We start from the raw sequence: 15,060 nt of genomic DNA on the forward strand, positions 1-15,060 counted from the left end.
CCCCGTATCATCCACGGCAATAACAACAAGGGGCGAGGCATTGAAGCGGATATTCGTCAAGTATTTCGGGTTCAGTGGCACCGAGCGCCAGGCGCTGGACCTGGTGTTTCGCCTGTCGGAGTCACGCGAGGTGGTTTATTCAGCCTGGACTGCACAAACCGCTGAGGCGATTGAAGCGCCCGATGTCCTGATCATCGACGGCGACAGCTGGGAGGCCGTGCTGGCACTGGCCAACCCCGCCCACGACGGCATCAAACTCATCTGGATCGGAGAAGAGGCGCCGGCCCAGGCCTGGCGGGTGTTTGCGGCACCCGTCAGATGGTCGGCCGTTTTGGAGGTCATGGACGAGGCCTTTGGGCTCCTGCCGCAGCCTTTGCCTTCTTCCACAGAACCCCCGGCCTCGCAGCCGATCGATCTGAACCTCGCGCATGATGAGGACCTCGATGTGGTGCTTGACGACGGTGACGCCACCGAACCCCTGCCGCTGGAGCCGGGCCTCCTGCCGGCGGTGGGGCGGCGGGTGCTGGTGGTGGCCCCCGGGCGCGATGACCGTCTGTATCTGCGTGCCAAGCTGGCCGCCGCCGGCCTGCACGAGGTCGATGAAGCGGCCACCGGCACCGAGGCCCTGATTCTGCTGAACACCCATGCCTACCTGCTGGTGACGGTGGATCTGGGGCTGACCGACATGGACCCCTGGGAACTGATCAAGGCGGTGGACAACACCCGGCCGGCGATTGCCCACATGTTTGTGACCGGCACGGCGCCGGCTTGGCAGCAGGGGCTGCGGGCCCGTTTTTCCGGTGCGCAGGTCTACCTGCGAAAACCCCTGCACCCCGGGCAACTCAAGAAATTGCTACTAAATATATAGCTGTCTGCGTAGGTGGGATAAGGGCTGGAACTAGAAACGTCTTCAAATCACGGGGTCCACGGGCGCCACCCGTTGTTTGAGCAGGCTGGCGCGCTGCGGCGCCAGTGCCTGCAGCATGCGCTTGTCCACCGGCAAGGGCTCGCCATGCAGGCGGGCGGCGAGCAGTTCGCCGCCGAGCACGGCAAACGTCAACCCGCGTGACCCCATGGCCGTGTTCACCCAGAGCCCCGATTGCCGCACGGGATGGAGCGGGCCCACCAGCGGCAACCGGTCCGGTGAGGCGCATCGCACGCCGGCCCAGGCCCGGGGGGTACCGTCCTGAAAATCCGCTGCCAGTTGGCGTGCCGTGTGCGGCAGCAGGGTCTGCAGGCGTTCCAGGTTGGCCTGCTGATCGGCCGGGTCGGGCCGGCTGTCATGGCGGTCGCGCTGAAAACCGGCGCCGGCCATCCACGCCACGCCGTCATCGACAGGCACGGCAGGGAGCAAGCTGCCATGCCCGTTGACCGGGAAGGGGGGAAACGCGCTGTTGTCGCCAGTGCGCCGCAGGCCCCAGGACACCTGACCGCGAATCGCCTGCAGCGGCAGGCCGCCGTCCACCAGCAGCCCGTTGCCATGGGCCGCGGCCAGCACCACAAGATCGGCCTGCGCAATGATCTGCTCCCGGCCGTCGAACACCTGCCATGGGCCCGCGGCGTTGCGTTCCAGCCGCACGGCCTGCATGCCGCCACGCCAGGTGATGCCGGGCTGCGCAAGCAGCGCCTGCACCAGCCGGGCCGGCTTGATCCAGCCGGCCTGGTGGTGCCAGGTGGCCGCTGACGCCGTGTCCAGCCCGGCCTGTTCGAGTTGTGCTGCATTGGCTGGCTCGCTCCAGTCGCGGCCGGCGTCGGGCCAGCCGGCAGGCAGGCCACTGCTGTCGTCCAGCCGCCGCTCCAGCACGCCGCTGGCCTGCCAGTCGCGGCCTTCCGGCAACAGCGCACGCAGTTGTTGCAGCGTGGCGCGCACGCCGCAGCGCGACAGGCGCGACAGCAGGCTGTCGTCGGGCGAGACATGCGGCACCAGCACACCGGCCGGCAGGCCCGAGGCGCCACCGGCCGGCGTCTCATGCGCATCCAGCACCGTTACCAGCCAGCCGCGCCGTGCCAGGCTGGCGGCACTGGCCGCGCCGGCCAGGCCGGCGCCGATGACGACGCAGGTAGAGGGCTGAACCGGTGTGAAATGGCTGGCCCGGCGCGGCTCCCATCCGGGGTTGAATTCACCCTGGAGGTTGTCGCGTTTGGGCGGCAGCCCGGGCGTTTTCCTTATCGCAAAGCCGACTTGCACCAGGCCGTCGAGCACGCTGCGCGCGACCGTCCAGCTGGCGATGCGGGTGCCGCGGCGGCAGCAGCGCGCCACCGCCTTGAAGGTGGGCAGGTCCCACATGCCCGGGTTTTTGGCGGGACTGAAGCCGTCCAGGTAAACCGTGTCGGCTTCAAACGCCTGCTCGCGCAGCACCGCTTGGGTGTCGCCGATACACAGGGTGAGCAGCACCTGGCCGCTTTCGAACACCAGCCGGTGGGTACCGGGCAGCAGGCCCCAGCACTGGGCCTGCAGTTGTTCGGCCAAAGGCAGCAGTTCAGGATGCACCGCGGCGGCACGCCGCGTGTCTGCGGCGCCGGCCGGGTGCGCCTCAGTGGCCACGAAATGCAGCAGCCGAGGGCGCGCGGGGTCGGCCTTCCAGGCCTGCCAGGTCACCAGGAAGTTCAGCCCGAGGCCAAAGCCTGTTTCCAGGATGCACCACTGCTGCTGGCCCGCCCAGGCGGCAGGCAGGCCGCAGCCGTGCAAAAACACCTCGCGCGACTGCGCCAGCCCGCCGAGTTCGCTGCGGTAGCGGTCGCCAAAACGCGGGCTGTAGGGCGTGCCATCGGCCAGCCACTCGATCACTTCAGCCATGACGGATACAGCCCCCACGGTTGCTCACTGCGTGTAGCGCCCTGCCCCCCGAGGGGGCCGCTGCGCCTGCGGACCGGCGAAGCCGGATCCGCGGCCCCTGCTGGTCTGGATCCGGAGTCTGCACGCCCCTATGCAGACGGGGGAACGTAGCCTTGAACTTTGTCTGCGCCACTGCCGAAAAAGTGGTTTTCCATCTGCCGGGCCAGGTACTGGCGCGCGCGCGCATCGGCGAGGTTCAGGCGGTTTTCATTGACCAGCATGGTCTGCTGCTTCATCCAGTCTGCCCAGGCTTCCTTGCTGACCTCTTCCCACAGGCGCTTGCCGAGGGGGCCGGGGTAGGGAGGGAAATCCAGACCTTCGGCTTCCCGGCCCAGTTTGATGCATTTGACGGTACGTGCCATGAGGATTTCTTTCGTGGAATCTGGTTATAGATGATTCGGGCATTAAGAACTGAATTTTTATTCGTTCCTGTTTTGGCCTGCCGCTTCCAGAATCCGGTTTCTTATTCAATCGCATGCAAATGCACCGGACCAGAAAGCTGACCATGACCACTCGCCGCCATTTTATGAATGTTTCCACCCGCCTGGCAGTAGCCGTTGCGCTGGCAGGGTCGGCTGGAGTCGCTTTCGCGCAAACGCCGGCCGCCAAACCGCCCGTGACCCTGCTCAATGTGTCCTACGATCCGACCCGCGAGTTCTACGTCGAGTACAACGCCGCTTTTGCCAGACACTGGAAAGCCAGGGCCAACCAGGACGTGACCATCAAGCAGTCGCATGGCGGCTCGGGCAAGCAGGCGCGCTCCATCATCGACGGGCTGGATGCCGACGTGGCCACCCTGGCGCTGGCCGGTGACACCGACGCGCTGGTCAAAAACGGTGCATGGCTTGCCCCTGACTGGCAGAAAAAGCTGCCGCACAACGCCTCGCCCTACACCTCGACCATCGTGCTGGTCGTGCGCCAGGGCAACCCCAAGGGCATCAAAGACTGGGACGACCTGATCAAACCCGGCATCAGCGTGATCACCCCCAACCCCAAAACCTCGGGCGGTGCACGCTGGAATTACCTGGCGGCCTGGGAGTTTGCCAAACGCCAATACGGCAGCGATGCCAAGGCCAGGGAGTTTGTCGCCAAGCTCTACCGCAACGTGTCTGTGCTGGACACCGGCGCGCGCGGCTCCACCATCACTTTTGCCCAGCGCGCCCAGGGCGATGTGTTGATCGCGTGGGAGAACGAGGCCTACCTGCTTGAAAAAGAATTCGGCGCCAGGTTCGACGTGGTCGCACCATCGATCAGCATCCTGGCCGAACCGGCGGTGGCCGTGGTGGACAAAAACGTTGACAGGAAAGGCACACGTACCGTGGCCGGGGAGTACCTGAAGTATTTGTATTCCGAAGAGGGCCAGGACATCGCCGGCAAGAACTTCTACCGCCCGGCGGTCTCGCAAAAAGCCATCGCCAAATACGCCAGCCAGTTTCCCAAACTGAACCTGTTCACCATCGACCAGGCTTTCGGCGGCTGGGCCAAGGCGGACAAGGAGCACTTTTCGGACGGTGCTTCCTTCGACCAGATCTACGTCCGCAAGTAAAAAAACACCGGTCCGGGGCACCGCAAGTTTGAGGCAGGTCAGTCCAGCTTGCGCTGACTTCACTATCATCAACGGATCAAAGGCTTACCCGGAGACGTTTCATGGAACCCAAATCCCATTGGGAGCAGGTCTACACCGCCAATGCTGCCGAAGCCGTGAGCTGGTACCAGCCGCACGCGACCTTGTCGCTCGAGCTGATCCTGCGTGTCGCCCACGACAAGTCGGCGCGTATTGTCGATGTGGGGGGCGGGGCTTCCCGCCTGGTGGACGACCTGCTGGACCACGGCATGACGGATGTGAGCGTGCTGGATATTTCCGGTGCGGCGCTTGAGGTGGCTCGCCGCCGGCTCGGTGAGCGGGCAGGGCGGGTGCGCTGGATCGAGGGCGACATCACGACTGTGCCGCTGGAGAAAGCCGGCATCGATGTCTGGCACGACCGGGCCGTTTTCCATTTCCTCACCGATCCGGCCGATCGCGCCGCTTATGTTGCCCAGGTGCGCCGTGCCGTGCGCCCGGGCGGGCATGTCATCGTGGCGGCCTTTGCCCCTGACGGGCCCCTGCAATGCAGCGGCCTGCCTGTGGTCCGGTATGCGCCCGATGCGCTGCATGCCGAGTTTGGCGGCGCTTTTGAACTGCTGGAACACTTGCAGGAAGACCATCGCACGCCTTCCGGTGCCCTGCAGCATTTCGTGTATTGCCATTGCGTCCTGCATTGACGGGGTCCCAGAAGACGGCCTGGCACGCGGCTCGCCGCAGGCATCCGGACGGGGGCAGGTTTTTGAAGCCAAAAAGGCCTTCAGCCCTTGTTGGACGGGCGCTGGCAGCTATCAAAAACAAAGTGACCTGGGAGGCGGGGCATTCTGGCTTGTTTTTCGGCCAAAAGCCCCCAGTTTCAGAGGCATGAACACGACCCAAACCCCTTCTTTCAGTGCCAACCTGACCGTGACCCACGTGCTGGCTGAACTGCTCGAGCGGCTGGAGCACAGCGCCGTGCCGGTCGGTCCGGAGCAATACCGCTCGGTGGTGACGCATCTGGTTCAGGCCTTGGGCGGCGTAGAGCCCGGTCGCGAATTGGGTGCTTTGCTGGACACGCACCCGGCCGCGGCCGAATTGTACGAAAATGTCTATTACCAGCATGCGGGCCTGTGCCGCTCGCCGCTGGATCCGGCGCTGGCTGCTGAACGGCAGGCCAGGCAAGCCATAGAGCGCGCAATGCGCCAACCCAACCAAGGAAACACCCATGGCCAGAGCTGATGCCAAAACCACCGTCCTTGCCGACGGACTGCGTTACAAATCCAAGGTATCGGGCTCCCCGTTTGTCGCGTCTGCTTCTTTCGGTGCTGCCACGATGTCGTGCTTCATGTGCGGCAAACACCGTCCCCGCTCGCAGATGGGCACACGCAAGGTGCTGGGCAAGTCCCACGCCGTGTGTGCACCGTCGTGCAAGGCGCTGGACGAAGCCAACAACAGCTGATTCAGAATGCAGACGGGATACAGATGACGGATTCCCTGCACATCGTGTGCCCGCACTGCCACACGACCAACCGCGTCAAGAGTGCGGACCTGGCCAAGGCGCCGGACTGCGGCAGTTGCCACCAGGCGCTGTTCACCCGGCATCCGGTCAACCTCGACGAAGCGGCGTTTGACCGCCACATCACGCGCAACCAGATTCCGGTGCTTGTCGATTTCTGGGCGCCCTGGTGCGGCCCCTGCCTGCAGATGGCGCCGGCCTATGAACAGGCCGCCGCGCAACTGGAGCCTGCGGTTCGCGTGGTCAAGGTGGACACCGAGGCCTCCCGGAACCTGGGCGCACGCTTCAACATCCGCAGCATTCCCACGCTGGCGCTGTTCGTGAACGGCCGCGAGGTCGCGCGCCAGCCCGGCGCCATGGGCGCGGCCGACATCGTGCGCTGGACACGGTCGCACATCGGCTGAAGCCCGTGCTGCCGGCGCGGACCGCGTCTCCCGGTTCCGCGTCTGGCCCTCAACTTGTCAGGCAGCCTGCCGTTAAGCATGCATGGCTCTGCTGCTTGTCCTTCAAAAAATCACGCTTGCTGTCCCGGCACATTGCCGCCGGTACGGATGCAGGCGGGAGTACGGGTTGACAGGCCTGCCGCTGGTTGATTTTTCTGGAGAACCCTCATGATCCGCACCCACACCCTTGGCCTCAAAGAGGCTTGTCTCACCGCTGTTTCCGCGCTCGACGAGCTGGTGTTCGAGCTCGTCTGCGGGAGCCCGCAGAAGTTGTCTCCCGTGTTCCTCGACTGGGTGGCCGACGAAGCCACGCCTTTTGTCGAGCGGCAGGTTGCCAGGTCCTTCGCTACACCGCAGTTTGCGGCCAGCCTGCGGATCGGCGATCAGCGTGTGGCCATGGCGCGCTGGGTGCGGCTGTGGGTCGGGCCGCGCATCGTGGCCGGTTTTGACGAACTGGCTGTCTGCCTGCCGGAGTTTGCCTGTAGCCGGCCCGCAGGCCACCCGCCTGTGCAGGTGGCTGCTGCGCGCTCCGGCGCCAGCACGCTCGGCCCTCGTTTCCTTGCCCTGCTGGGGCTGGACGGCGCCGGCAGCACCGGCATGCAGGGTTCCCCGCAACGCTATCAATAGAGTAGCTGCTAGGAGTCTGCGCGGCAGAAGGATCGTCGGCTGCAAAGCGACCGCAGCGGTCCATTTTTCACCGGCTTATTGCCCCATAGCGACGGCTATGGGGCTGAAAATCCGGCAAAAACTGTCCTCGCTGGGGCCGCTTTTCGCTTCGACGCCTTCTGCCGCGCAGACTCCTAGCGCCAGGCCTCATTGGGCTGGGGGCCGATTTCGTGCATGAAACAGGGCGCCTCCGCGCCCCACGCTGAATCGACGGGATGTCCGTTTCCGGCGAGCATGGCCGCGGCCACCGGCCTACGCTTGGGTTTTTCCCCAGGACACCCACCCGCCATGAACACCTTGTTGACGGACCGGCCGGCCGTAACCGGCTGGCCGACACTGACCGAAGAACTGCAGACGCGCGGCAGCGCCGTGTTGCCGCAGCTCTTGAGCCCTGCCCAGTGCGCGGCAACCGCCGCGCTTTACCGGCAGAACCCACTGTTTCGCAGCCGCGTCGTGATGGCGCGGCACGGTTTTGGCCAGGGCGAATACCAGTATTTCAACTACCCGCTGCCGGCCCTGGTTCAGCAACTGCGCAGCACCCTGTATCCCCGGCTGGTGGACGTGGCCAACCGCTGGAACGAAGCCATGGGCATCGCCGTGCGTTATCCGCCCGAACATGCCTTGTTCCTCGCGCGCTGCCACGCGGCCGGCCAGACGCGACCGACGCCCTTGCTGCTGCAGTACGCGGAGGGCGACTACAACTGCCTGCACCAGGACCTGTACGGTGAGCATGTGTTTCCCCTGCAGGTGGCGGTGTTGCTGTCGCGGCCGGGGGATGACTTCACTGGCGGCGAGTTTGTGCTGACCGAGCAGCGCCCGCGCATGCAGTCCCGCCCCGAGGTGATTCCCCTGGCGCAGGGCGACGCCGTGGTGTTTGCCGTGCACCACCGCCCGGTGCAGGGCAGCAGGGGTACTTACAGGGTCCACATGCGCCACGGCGTCAGCACGCTACGCTCAGGCCAACGCCACACGCTGGGTGTGATTTTTCATGACGCGCAGTAAGGCCTGAATTTGCGCAGGAGAAAGCTTGAGCACCGATCTTTTTGACGACTTGCCCCCGGTGGTGTCGCGCGAAACGCTGGCGCCCGGTGCCGTGTTGCTGCGCGGTTTCGCGCGCGAGGAGGGTGCTGCCCTGCTGCAAGCCATCGCCGAGGTCACCCGCCAGTCGCCGTTTCGCCATCTGGTCACGCCGGGGGGCTACACCATGTCGGTGGCCATGAGCAATTGCGGCGCGCTGGGCTGGGTGTCGGACCGCAGCGGCTACCGCTACGACGCGCTGGACCCGCTGTCGGGCCAGCCCTGGCCCGCCATGCCCGCGATCCTGCGCGGCCTGGCCGTGCGTGCGGCGGCGCAGGCCGGGTTTGCCGACTTCGAGCCCGACGCCTGCCTGGTCAACCGTTACGAGCCGGGTGCGCGGCTTTCTCTGCACCAGGACCGGGATGAGCAGGATTTATCGGCGCCCATTGTTTCAGTCTCTCTTGGACTTCCTGCCGTGTTCCTGTTCGGGTCCACCAGCCGCAGCGACAAGCCGCAGCGTCATCGCCTGGCCCATGGGGACGTGGTGGTCTGGGGTGGGCCGTCGCGCCTGGCCTTCCATGGCGTGGCCCCGCTGGCCGATGGCGAACACGCGCTGCTGGGGCGCCAGCGCATCAACCTGACGTTTCGCTGTGCGGGATGAAAGCGGATTCGAATTTTGCCTACTTCCCCATCTCTTTTTCCAGCGCCAGGCGGAACGCCTCGAGCTTGGCGTGGTAGTCGGCGGCTTCGCCGTAGGCCAGAAACCGTTCGTAGCGGGCGTGGGAACTGAACAGCTGGCGCGCATGTTTGATGGGGCAGAAATACTGCTCGGTGCGCGCCACGATTTCGGCCGCGTAGGCGATCAGCCCGTTGGCATAGGAGCAGTAGGTGCAGTGAAAACGCTCGAACGCGTTGAGGTAGGCCAGGTGCTGGCGATCCAGCGCGATGTAGTCGGCACGCCTTACCTTGGCAATCCTGTAGATGGGAAAGCAGCTGGCCTGGTAGAACGTGACGCAGAGGTCAAGCACCGCCAGCGGAACAATCAGGCTGTAGATGATGGGTCCGGTCAGGAAGTTCTGCGGGCGGTCCGTCACGATCCAGCGCCACAGGCTGCGTTTGAGTTTGCGGTGGGTTTCGCGGATGGAGCCCTCGAATTCCACCCGTTTGCCCTTGAACTGGTACAGCAGCTGCGTCTCCTGTTCCCGCAGCGCGGCGCGCAGCTCGTCTTCCAGCGTGGTGATCTGACCTAGCAGCTCTTTGATTTTGGGATTCACGGTTTCTTCCAGTACGGGGGTCGGTGCACAAGCGGTGATCGCGAACCATTATTGATGGTTTCCGATGGCTGACGCCACACCGTTCGCCCTGCGCCTGACTTTCTGCCGCCCGCAAAGAAAAAAGCCCGCAGCGCGGGCTTTTTTCATGGGGACCACGCAGGCCTGACCGGCCTGCGCGCGCCGGGCTCAGGCGGCGAGGGCGGCCTGTGCTTCGTTGGCGGCTTTGGCTTGCGTCGCAATGTCGGCAGTGGCGGCAGCCAGGGCGGCGGCTTTGGCCGCGTCACCCATGGCCAGGCCTTCGGCGCGCACAAAACGCACGTCGGTGATGCCGAAGAAACCGAACACGGTCTTCAGGTAGCTTTCCTGGTGCTCCATGGCATTGCCGGCGTCGCTGGTCGAATAGACGCCGCCGCGGGCAGACGCCACGATCACGGTTTTGCCGCCGGCCAGGCCGACCGGGCCCTTGTCGGTGTAGGTGAAGGTGCGGCCGACCTGGGCGATGCGGTCAATCCAGGCCTTGAGCTGGCTGGGGATGGAGAAGTTGTACAGCGGTGCGCCGACCACAATCACGTCGGCGGCGAGGAACTGGGACACCAGCCCCTCGGAGACCGCGTTTTCGCGCTTTTGCGCGTCGCTCAGGTCGCTGCTGGCGGGCATGCGAAAACCCAGGGATTCGGCCGACAGGTGGCTGGGGGTGTCCACGGCCAGGTCGAGGTAGCTGACGTCGGTGGTCGGGTGGCCGGCGCGCCAGGAGGCGACGATCTGGGCCGTCAGCTGGCGCGACACGGAGTTGCCGCCGAGGATGCTGGAGTCGATGTGGAGAAGCTTGGTCATGAGGGGTTCCTTGAAGGGGTGAATCGGAGATGGATCGGGGATGAATCGCTTGGTGGCCGTATTCACCATGAATCGCAGCCATGGATAGATTGTGTGGGTGGATCTATTCATTGATAAGATGGCAAAAATGCGATAAATCGTCCCATGAATAGGACAATAAACACGCCAAATACCAAGCTGGGAGCCATCCATGCAGGACCTGAACGACATGTTGTATTTCGCCGAAGTGGCCGAGCGCGGCGGTTTTGCGGCGGCGGGCCGGGCGCTGGGCCTGCCCAAGTCGCGGCTCTCGCGCCGGGTGGCCGAACTGGAGACGCGGCTTGGCGTGCGGCTGCTGCAGCGCACCACGCGCAAGCTATCGCTGACCGAGGCGGGCGAGCTCTACCTGCGCCACTGCGTGGCCATGCGCGACGAGGCCCTGGCCGCTGGCGAGGCCGTGGCGCAGATGCAGAGTGAGCCGCGCGGGACGTTGCGCATCAGTTGCCCGGTGACCCTGGCGCAAGGCACGCTGGGCTACCTGATTCCGCAGTACCTGGCCCAGCACCCGCATGTCAAGCTGGACATGCGCGTGACCAACCGGGTGGTGGACCTGGTGGAAGAGGGCATGGACGTGGCGCTGCGGGTGCGCCCCACGCTGGATGACAGCGGCAGCCTGGTCGTCAAGCAGCTGGGCGCCTCCTGCAGCTACCTGCTGGCCAGTCCCGCGCTGCTCAGGCGTCAGGGGGCGCCAGCCACACCTGCTGAGCTGAAAAACCTCGACACGGTGGCCATGTCTGCCACCGACGGGCGCAGCGCCTGGGAACTGGTCGGCCCGCAGGGGCAGGAGTTTGTGTTGCAGCATCAGCCGCGGTATGTGGCCGATGACCTGCAGACGCTCAAGCTGGCGGTGCTGGCCGGCACCGGCATGAGCTTTTTGCCCGAGATGCTTTGCACGGCCGAACTGCAGGCCAGGCTGCTGGTGCCGGTGCTGCCCGGTTGGGCCTTGCGGCCGGGCATGCTGCATGCCGTGTTTCCGTCGCGCCGGGGCCAGGTGCCGGCGGTGCGCAGTTTTCTGGATTTTCTTGGCCAACACCTGAAGTCCGATGTGCTGGCGTAGGAAGGCGCTCCTGTTTTCAGAGCAGCTCGCGCAGGTAGAACAAGGGTCGAAGGCCGATCTGATGCCTTGATACGGGCGAACAGCAAAAAGAGGCTGCCCGTAGACGACTCCTCTCTGCGATTCAGACATAAAAGTGCCCCACTGCACTGGTTATATCGTTATGCAATATAAATTTAAAACGATATATTCTTTTGAGTTTTAAAGATGACTCCTCACAATGCATTTTTTGATTACGAATGCACAGGAGTCCTCATGGCAACATCCCGACCCGCCCACACTTCGTTTGTCCACTGACGATTGGTCAAGCAGGTGCGTTTCATCATCGTTCCCGGCTGGCGCGACTCCGGCCCCGGCCACTGGCAAAGCCTGTGGGCCGGACGCCTGGACGACGCCGTGCGCGTGCAGCAGGACGACTGGATCACGCCCAGCCGCCAGGCCTGGGTGGCTTCGATCGCCCGCACCATCCTGCTGCAAACCGAACCGGTCGTCATCGTGGCGCACAGCCTGGGCTGCATTGCCACCACGCACCTGCCGGCCGATGCGGCCGCGCGCATCCATGGCGCCTTGCTGGTGGCCCCGGCCGACCCGGAGCGCCGCTCCATCCTGAGCGACTTCGCACCCGTGCCCGCCCGCAAGCTGCCTTACCGCAGCGTGCTGGTGGCCAGCAGCAACGACCCGTATTGCCCGGTGCGCCTGGCGGGCGCCTATGCGCGGGCGTGGGGCAGCGAGTTTGTGCGCATCCAGAACGGCGGCCACATCAACATCGAATCGGGCCACGGCGAATGGCCGCTGGGCGTGGCCCTGCTGCAGTCGCTGGCCGGTGATGTGGAGGTCGCTTCCCGCCTTCATTCGCCTTCACCTTCTTCCTCTTCTTTTCCCCCTTCTTTTCCTTCCGCTCTTCTGGAAACTGTATGACCACCCCACTCACACTCAAAATCGCGCTTGCTTCCCTCGTGCTGGCCACCGGCACCCTGGCTTCGGCCCAGACCCTGCTCAACGGCTCGTACGACGTGGCGCGCGAGTTCTACAAGGACTACAACGCGGCCTTCATCGCCCACTACAAAAAGACCGCCGGCAAGGACATCAAGATTGACCAGTCGCATGCCGGCTCCAGCGCGGTAGCGCGCTCCGTGGCCGACGGCCTGGACGCCGACGTGGTGACCATGAACACCACCACCGATATCGAGTTCCTGGCCGACAAGGGCCTGGTGGCGAAGGACTGGACGAAACGCTTCCCCAACGACGCGTCGCCCACCACCTCGACCATGGTGTTCCTGGTGCGCAACGGTAACCCCAAAGGCATCAAGGACTGGGCCGACCTCGTCAAACCCGGCGTTCAGGTGATCGTCGTCAATCCCAAGACAGGCGGCAACGGCCGCATGGCCTACCTGGCGGCCTGGGGCTCGGTGCGCAAACAAGGCGGCAGCGATGCGCAGGCGGCCGAGTTTGTCGGCAAACTCTACAAAAACGTGCCCATCCTCGCCAAAGGCGGCCGCGACGCCACCTCCATCTTTCTGCAGCGCAACACCGGTGATGTGCTGATCACCTTTGAATCCGAAGTCTTGTCGGTGAACCGCGAGTTCGGTGAAGGCAAGGTCGATGCGGTGTATCCCTCGTCCAGCATCGTCGCCGAGAACCCGGTCGCCGTGGTGGAGCGCACGGTCGCCAAAAAGGGCACGGGCGAACTGGCCAGGGCTTACCTGAACTATCTGTATTCGGACGAAGGCCAGGAGATCGCCGCCAAACATGCGATTCGCCCGCGTTCGCCGGCCGTGCTCAAAAAATATTCGAACGTGTTCAAACCGATCCAGCAGTTCACGGTCAAGGACTACTTCGGCTCACTCGGTGAAGCGCAGAAGGTCCACTTCAACGACGGCGGCCAGTTCGACAAGCTCTACACCGTCAAGTAACGGGCCCCCACGTTTTTCGCTTCGCGAGCCTCCGGCGATTCGCTGCCCCTTTGATCCGAGGGAGGGGCCATTTTTCCTGGGGGCGGCCCGTCGGAAAAATGCCCTGTCTTAGTTGAACAAAAAAATGTCAAAAAAATCTGCGAAGAAGGTGCTGCCGGGCTTCGGTCTCACGCTGGGCTACACGCTGTTCTACCTCAGCATCATCGTGCTGATCCCCTTGTCGGCGCTGCTGTTCAAGACCTTCTCGCTGACCTGGGAGCAGTTCGTGACGGCGGTGACCTCCCCGCGGGTGATGGCGTCTTACCGCCTGACCTTTGGCGCCTCGCTGTTTGCTGCGCTGGTGAACCTGGTGTTTGGTTTGCTGCTGGCCTGGGTGCTGGTGCGCTACAAGTTTCCGGGCAAAAAAATCGTCGATGCGCTGGTGGATTTGCCCTTTGCGCTGCCGACCGCCGTGGCTGGCATCTCGTTGACCGCCATCCTGGCCGGCAACGGCTGGATCGGCCAGTACCTCGAACCGCTGGGCATCAAGCTGGCCTTCACGCCGGCCGGTGTGGTGATTGCGCTGATCTTCATCGGCCTGCCGTTTGTGGTGCGCACGGTGCAGCCGGTGCTGGAAGACGCCGAAAAAGAACTTGAAGAGGCCGCGACCTCGCTGGGCGCTACGCGTCTGCAGATTTTCACGCGGGTGATTCTTCCGCACATCACGCCGGCGCTGCTGACCGGTTTTGCGATGGCGTTTGCGCGCGCCATCGGTGAATACGGCTCGGTGATTTTTATCGCCGGCAACATGCCCATGATTTCCGAGATCACGCCGCTGATCATCATCGGCAAGCTCGAGCAGTACGACTACGCCGGCGCCACGGCGGTGGCCGTGGTGATGCTGGTGATTTCCTTTGTGCTGTTGCTGGTCATCAACGGCCTGCAGGCCTGGCAGCGGCGTTTTGCGGGAGCGCCTGCATGAATGCAAACCCTCAAAACAATGCCAAGGCTAGAGCGGGGACAACAGAAGCGCCTTGGGTGCGCTACACCCTGATCACTGTCGCGCTGCTGTTTGTCCTGCTGTTCCTGGTGCTGCCGCTGGCGGCGGTGTTCACCGAAGCACTGCGCAAGGGTTTTGGCGCCTACCTTGCCGCGCTGAAAGAGCCCGACGCCTGGTCGGCGATCGAGCTCACGCTGATTGCCGCGGCGATTGCCGTGCCGCTGAACCTGGTGTTCGGTGTTTCGGCCGCCTGGGTGATTGCCAAGTACGAGTTCCGCGGCAAGTCCTTCCTGACGACGCTGGTGGACCTGCCGTTTTCGGTGTCGCCGGTGGTGGCTGGCCTGATGTACGTGCTGGTCTTCGGTGCCCAGGGCTGGTTCGGGCCCTGGCTCGCAGCCAACGACATCAAGATCATTTTTGCGGTGCCCGGCATTGTGCTGGCCACGGTGTTTGTGACCTTTCCCTTCATTGCACGCGAGCTGATCCCGTTGATGCAGGCCCAGGGCAGCGACGAGGAGCAGGCCGCCATCGTGTTGGGCGCTACCGGCTGGCAGACCTTCTGGCATGTGACCCTGCCCAACATCAAGTGGGGCCTGCTCTACGGCGTGATTCTCACCAACGCGCGCGCCATGGGCGAGTTCGGTGCGGTGTCGGTGGTGTCCGGCCACATCCGCGGGCAGACCAACACCTTGCCGCTGCATGTGGAGATTTTGTACAACGAGTACCAGTCGGTGGCCGCCTTTGCCGTGGCTTCGCTGCTGGCGCTGCTGGCCCTGGTGACGCTGCTGATCAAGTCGGTGGCTGAGTGGCGCGCCGAACAGGAGCTCAAAGCCGCTGCCGACCTGCCGCCCGAGCGGCCGCGACTTGTTCCCTCTCCCTCGGGCAGAGGGCCAGGGTGAGGGCAGCTTCCGACCTCCGCCAGCGCCAG

At 64.4% G+C, this 15,060-nt stretch carries 18 protein-coding genes; 14 read left to right on the plus strand and 4 right to left on the minus strand.

Going from position 1 to position 15,060, the window contains the following annotated elements; translation table 11 throughout:
- Positions 1–40 precede the first annotated feature (40 nt).
- Positions 41–868, plus strand: coding sequence for a response regulator (locus PSV26_RS16925; RefSeq protein WP_300572304.1), 828 nt, complete (start codon positions 41–43; stop codon positions 866–868).
- A 42-nt stretch (positions 869–910) separates the two neighbouring features.
- Here the strand turns inward: PSV26_RS16925 and mnmC are convergent, their stop codons facing one another.
- Both mnmC and PSV26_RS16935 read right to left on the minus strand, forming a co-directional pair.
- Positions 911–2,797, minus strand: a complete 1,887-nt coding sequence (mnmC, locus tag PSV26_RS16930) for an FAD-dependent 5-carboxymethylaminomethyl-2-thiouridine(34) oxidoreductase MnmC (RefSeq protein ID WP_300572701.1) — start codon at positions 2,795–2,797, stop codon at positions 911–913.
- A 128-nt stretch (positions 2,798–2,925) separates the two neighbouring features.
- Positions 2,926–3,198 carry an oxidative damage protection protein gene (locus PSV26_RS16935; protein ID WP_300520344.1) on the minus strand — a complete coding sequence of 91 codons (273 nt, stop codon included), beginning with the start codon at positions 3,196–3,198 and terminating at the stop codon, positions 2,926–2,928.
- Between the two features lie 143 nt (positions 3,199–3,341).
- Here PSV26_RS16935 and PSV26_RS16940 point away from each other — a divergent pair, with 143 nt between their 5' ends.
- From PSV26_RS16940 to alkB, 8 genes are all read left to right on the plus strand, one after another.
- A complete protein-coding gene (locus PSV26_RS16940) occupies positions 3,342–4,382 on the plus strand; it encodes a sulfate ABC transporter substrate-binding protein (protein ID WP_300572306.1) in 1,041 nt (346 codons plus the stop codon).
- 101 nt (positions 4,383–4,483) lie between these two features.
- Complete coding sequence (locus PSV26_RS16945; protein ID WP_300520346.1) at positions 4,484–5,098, plus strand: class I SAM-dependent methyltransferase; 615 nt, start codon at positions 4,484–4,486, stop codon at positions 5,096–5,098.
- A 184-nt stretch (positions 5,099–5,282) separates the two neighbouring features.
- Positions 5,283–5,636 carry a hypothetical protein gene (locus tag PSV26_RS16950; RefSeq protein WP_300520347.1) on the plus strand — a complete coding sequence of 118 codons (354 nt, stop codon included), beginning with the start codon at positions 5,283–5,285 and terminating at the stop codon, positions 5,634–5,636.
- Positions 5,623–5,856, plus strand: coding sequence for a hypothetical protein (locus tag PSV26_RS16955; protein WP_096665230.1), 234 nt, complete (start codon positions 5,623–5,625; stop codon positions 5,854–5,856). The genes PSV26_RS16950 and PSV26_RS16955 overlap by 14 nt, the downstream gene beginning before the upstream one ends.
- Before the next feature lie 23 nt (positions 5,857–5,879).
- Positions 5,880–6,317 (plus strand): thioredoxin TrxC, encoded by a 438-nt coding sequence (trxC, locus tag PSV26_RS16960; RefSeq protein WP_300520348.1) that lies wholly within the window; start codon positions 5,880–5,882, stop codon positions 6,315–6,317.
- A gap of 207 nt (positions 6,318–6,524) precedes the next feature.
- Positions 6,525–6,983 (plus strand): hypothetical protein, encoded by a 459-nt coding sequence (locus PSV26_RS16965; RefSeq protein WP_300572308.1) that lies wholly within the window; start codon positions 6,525–6,527, stop codon positions 6,981–6,983.
- 327 nt (positions 6,984–7,310) lie between these two features.
- Positions 7,311–8,024, plus strand: coding sequence for a 2OG-Fe(II) oxygenase (locus PSV26_RS16970; protein WP_300572310.1), 714 nt, complete (start codon positions 7,311–7,313; stop codon positions 8,022–8,024).
- 25 nt (positions 8,025–8,049) lie between these two features.
- Complete coding sequence (gene alkB / locus PSV26_RS16975) at positions 8,050–8,700, plus strand: DNA oxidative demethylase AlkB (RefSeq protein WP_300572311.1); 651 nt, start codon at positions 8,050–8,052, stop codon at positions 8,698–8,700.
- 19 nt (positions 8,701–8,719) lie between these two features.
- Here the strand turns inward: alkB and PSV26_RS16980 are convergent, their stop codons facing one another.
- Positions 8,720–9,313: a hypothetical protein gene (locus tag PSV26_RS16980; protein WP_300520352.1), complete on the minus strand. Its 594-nt coding sequence runs from the start codon at positions 9,311–9,313 to the stop codon at positions 8,720–8,722.
- A 186-nt stretch (positions 9,314–9,499) separates the two neighbouring features.
- Entirely contained in the window at positions 9,500–10,147 is a 648-nt protein-coding gene (locus tag PSV26_RS16985) for an NAD(P)H-dependent oxidoreductase (RefSeq protein ID WP_300520354.1), read from the minus strand.
- Positions 10,148–10,337: 190 nt separating this feature from the next.
- On the opposite strand from PSV26_RS16985, the gene PSV26_RS16990 reads away from it, so the two are divergent.
- The 5 genes from PSV26_RS16990 to cysW all read left to right on the plus strand — a co-directional run bounded on the left by PSV26_RS16990 (position 10,338) and on the right by cysW (position 15,031).
- Positions 10,338–11,243 carry a LysR substrate-binding domain-containing protein gene (locus PSV26_RS16990; RefSeq protein WP_300520356.1) on the plus strand — a complete coding sequence of 302 codons (906 nt, stop codon included), beginning with the start codon at positions 10,338–10,340 and terminating at the stop codon, positions 11,241–11,243.
- Between the two features lie 309 nt (positions 11,244–11,552).
- On the plus strand, positions 11,553–12,158 hold the full coding sequence (locus tag PSV26_RS16995; RefSeq protein WP_300572313.1) for an alpha/beta hydrolase: 606 nt from the start codon (positions 11,553–11,555) through the stop codon (positions 12,156–12,158).
- On the plus strand, positions 12,155–13,153 hold the full coding sequence (locus tag PSV26_RS17000; RefSeq protein WP_300572315.1) for a sulfate ABC transporter substrate-binding protein: 999 nt from the start codon (positions 12,155–12,157) through the stop codon (positions 13,151–13,153). The genes PSV26_RS16995 and PSV26_RS17000 overlap by 4 nt, the downstream gene beginning before the upstream one ends.
- Before the next feature lie 124 nt (positions 13,154–13,277).
- On the plus strand, positions 13,278–14,114 hold the full coding sequence (gene cysT, locus PSV26_RS17005; protein WP_300572317.1) for a sulfate ABC transporter permease subunit CysT: 837 nt from the start codon (positions 13,278–13,280) through the stop codon (positions 14,112–14,114).
- Positions 14,111–15,031, plus strand: a complete 921-nt coding sequence (cysW, locus tag PSV26_RS17010) for a sulfate ABC transporter permease subunit CysW (protein WP_300572319.1) — start codon at positions 14,111–14,113, stop codon at positions 15,029–15,031. The genes cysT and cysW overlap by 4 nt, the downstream gene beginning before the upstream one ends.
- Positions 15,032–15,060 lie beyond the last annotated feature (29 nt).

This window comes from Polaromonas sp. (genome assembly GCF_029945685.1).
GTDB lineage: Bacteria > Pseudomonadota > Gammaproteobacteria > Burkholderiales > Burkholderiaceae_C > Polaromonas.

Bases quoted from the DNA above. Each gene is read 5' to 3' on its own strand.
- mnmC (WP_300572701.1), bottom strand. From the start codon at position 2,797: ATGGCTGAAGTGATCGAGTGGCTGGCCGATGGCACGCCCTACAGCCCG.
- PSV26_RS16935 (WP_300520344.1), bottom strand. From the start codon at position 3,198: ATGGCACGTACCGTCAAATGCATCAAACTGGGCCGGGAAGCCGAAGGT.
- PSV26_RS16940 (WP_300572306.1), top strand. From the start codon at position 3,342: ATGACCACTCGCCGCCATTTTATGAATGTTTCCACCCGCCTGGCAGTA.
- PSV26_RS16945 (WP_300520346.1), top strand. From the start codon at position 4,484: ATGGAACCCAAATCCCATTGGGAGCAGGTCTACACCGCCAATGCTGCC.
- PSV26_RS16950 (WP_300520347.1), top strand. From the start codon at position 5,283: ATGAACACGACCCAAACCCCTTCTTTCAGTGCCAACCTGACCGTGACC.
- PSV26_RS16955 (WP_096665230.1), top strand. From the start codon at position 5,623: ATGGCCAGAGCTGATGCCAAAACCACCGTCCTTGCCGACGGACTGCGT.
- trxC (WP_300520348.1), top strand. From the start codon at position 5,880: ATGACGGATTCCCTGCACATCGTGTGCCCGCACTGCCACACGACCAAC.
- PSV26_RS16965 (WP_300572308.1), top strand. From the start codon at position 6,525: ATGATCCGCACCCACACCCTTGGCCTCAAAGAGGCTTGTCTCACCGCT.
- PSV26_RS16970 (WP_300572310.1), top strand. From the start codon at position 7,311: ATGAACACCTTGTTGACGGACCGGCCGGCCGTAACCGGCTGGCCGACA.
- PSV26_RS16985 (WP_300520354.1), bottom strand. From the start codon at position 10,147: ATGACCAAGCTTCTCCACATCGACTCCAGCATCCTCGGCGGCAACTCC.
- PSV26_RS16990 (WP_300520356.1), top strand. From the start codon at position 10,338: ATGCAGGACCTGAACGACATGTTGTATTTCGCCGAAGTGGCCGAGCGC.
- PSV26_RS17000 (WP_300572315.1), top strand. From the start codon at position 12,155: ATGACCACCCCACTCACACTCAAAATCGCGCTTGCTTCCCTCGTGCTG.
- cysT (WP_300572317.1), top strand. From the start codon at position 13,278: ATGTCAAAAAAATCTGCGAAGAAGGTGCTGCCGGGCTTCGGTCTCACG.
- cysW (WP_300572319.1), top strand. From the start codon at position 14,111: ATGAATGCAAACCCTCAAAACAATGCCAAGGCTAGAGCGGGGACAACA.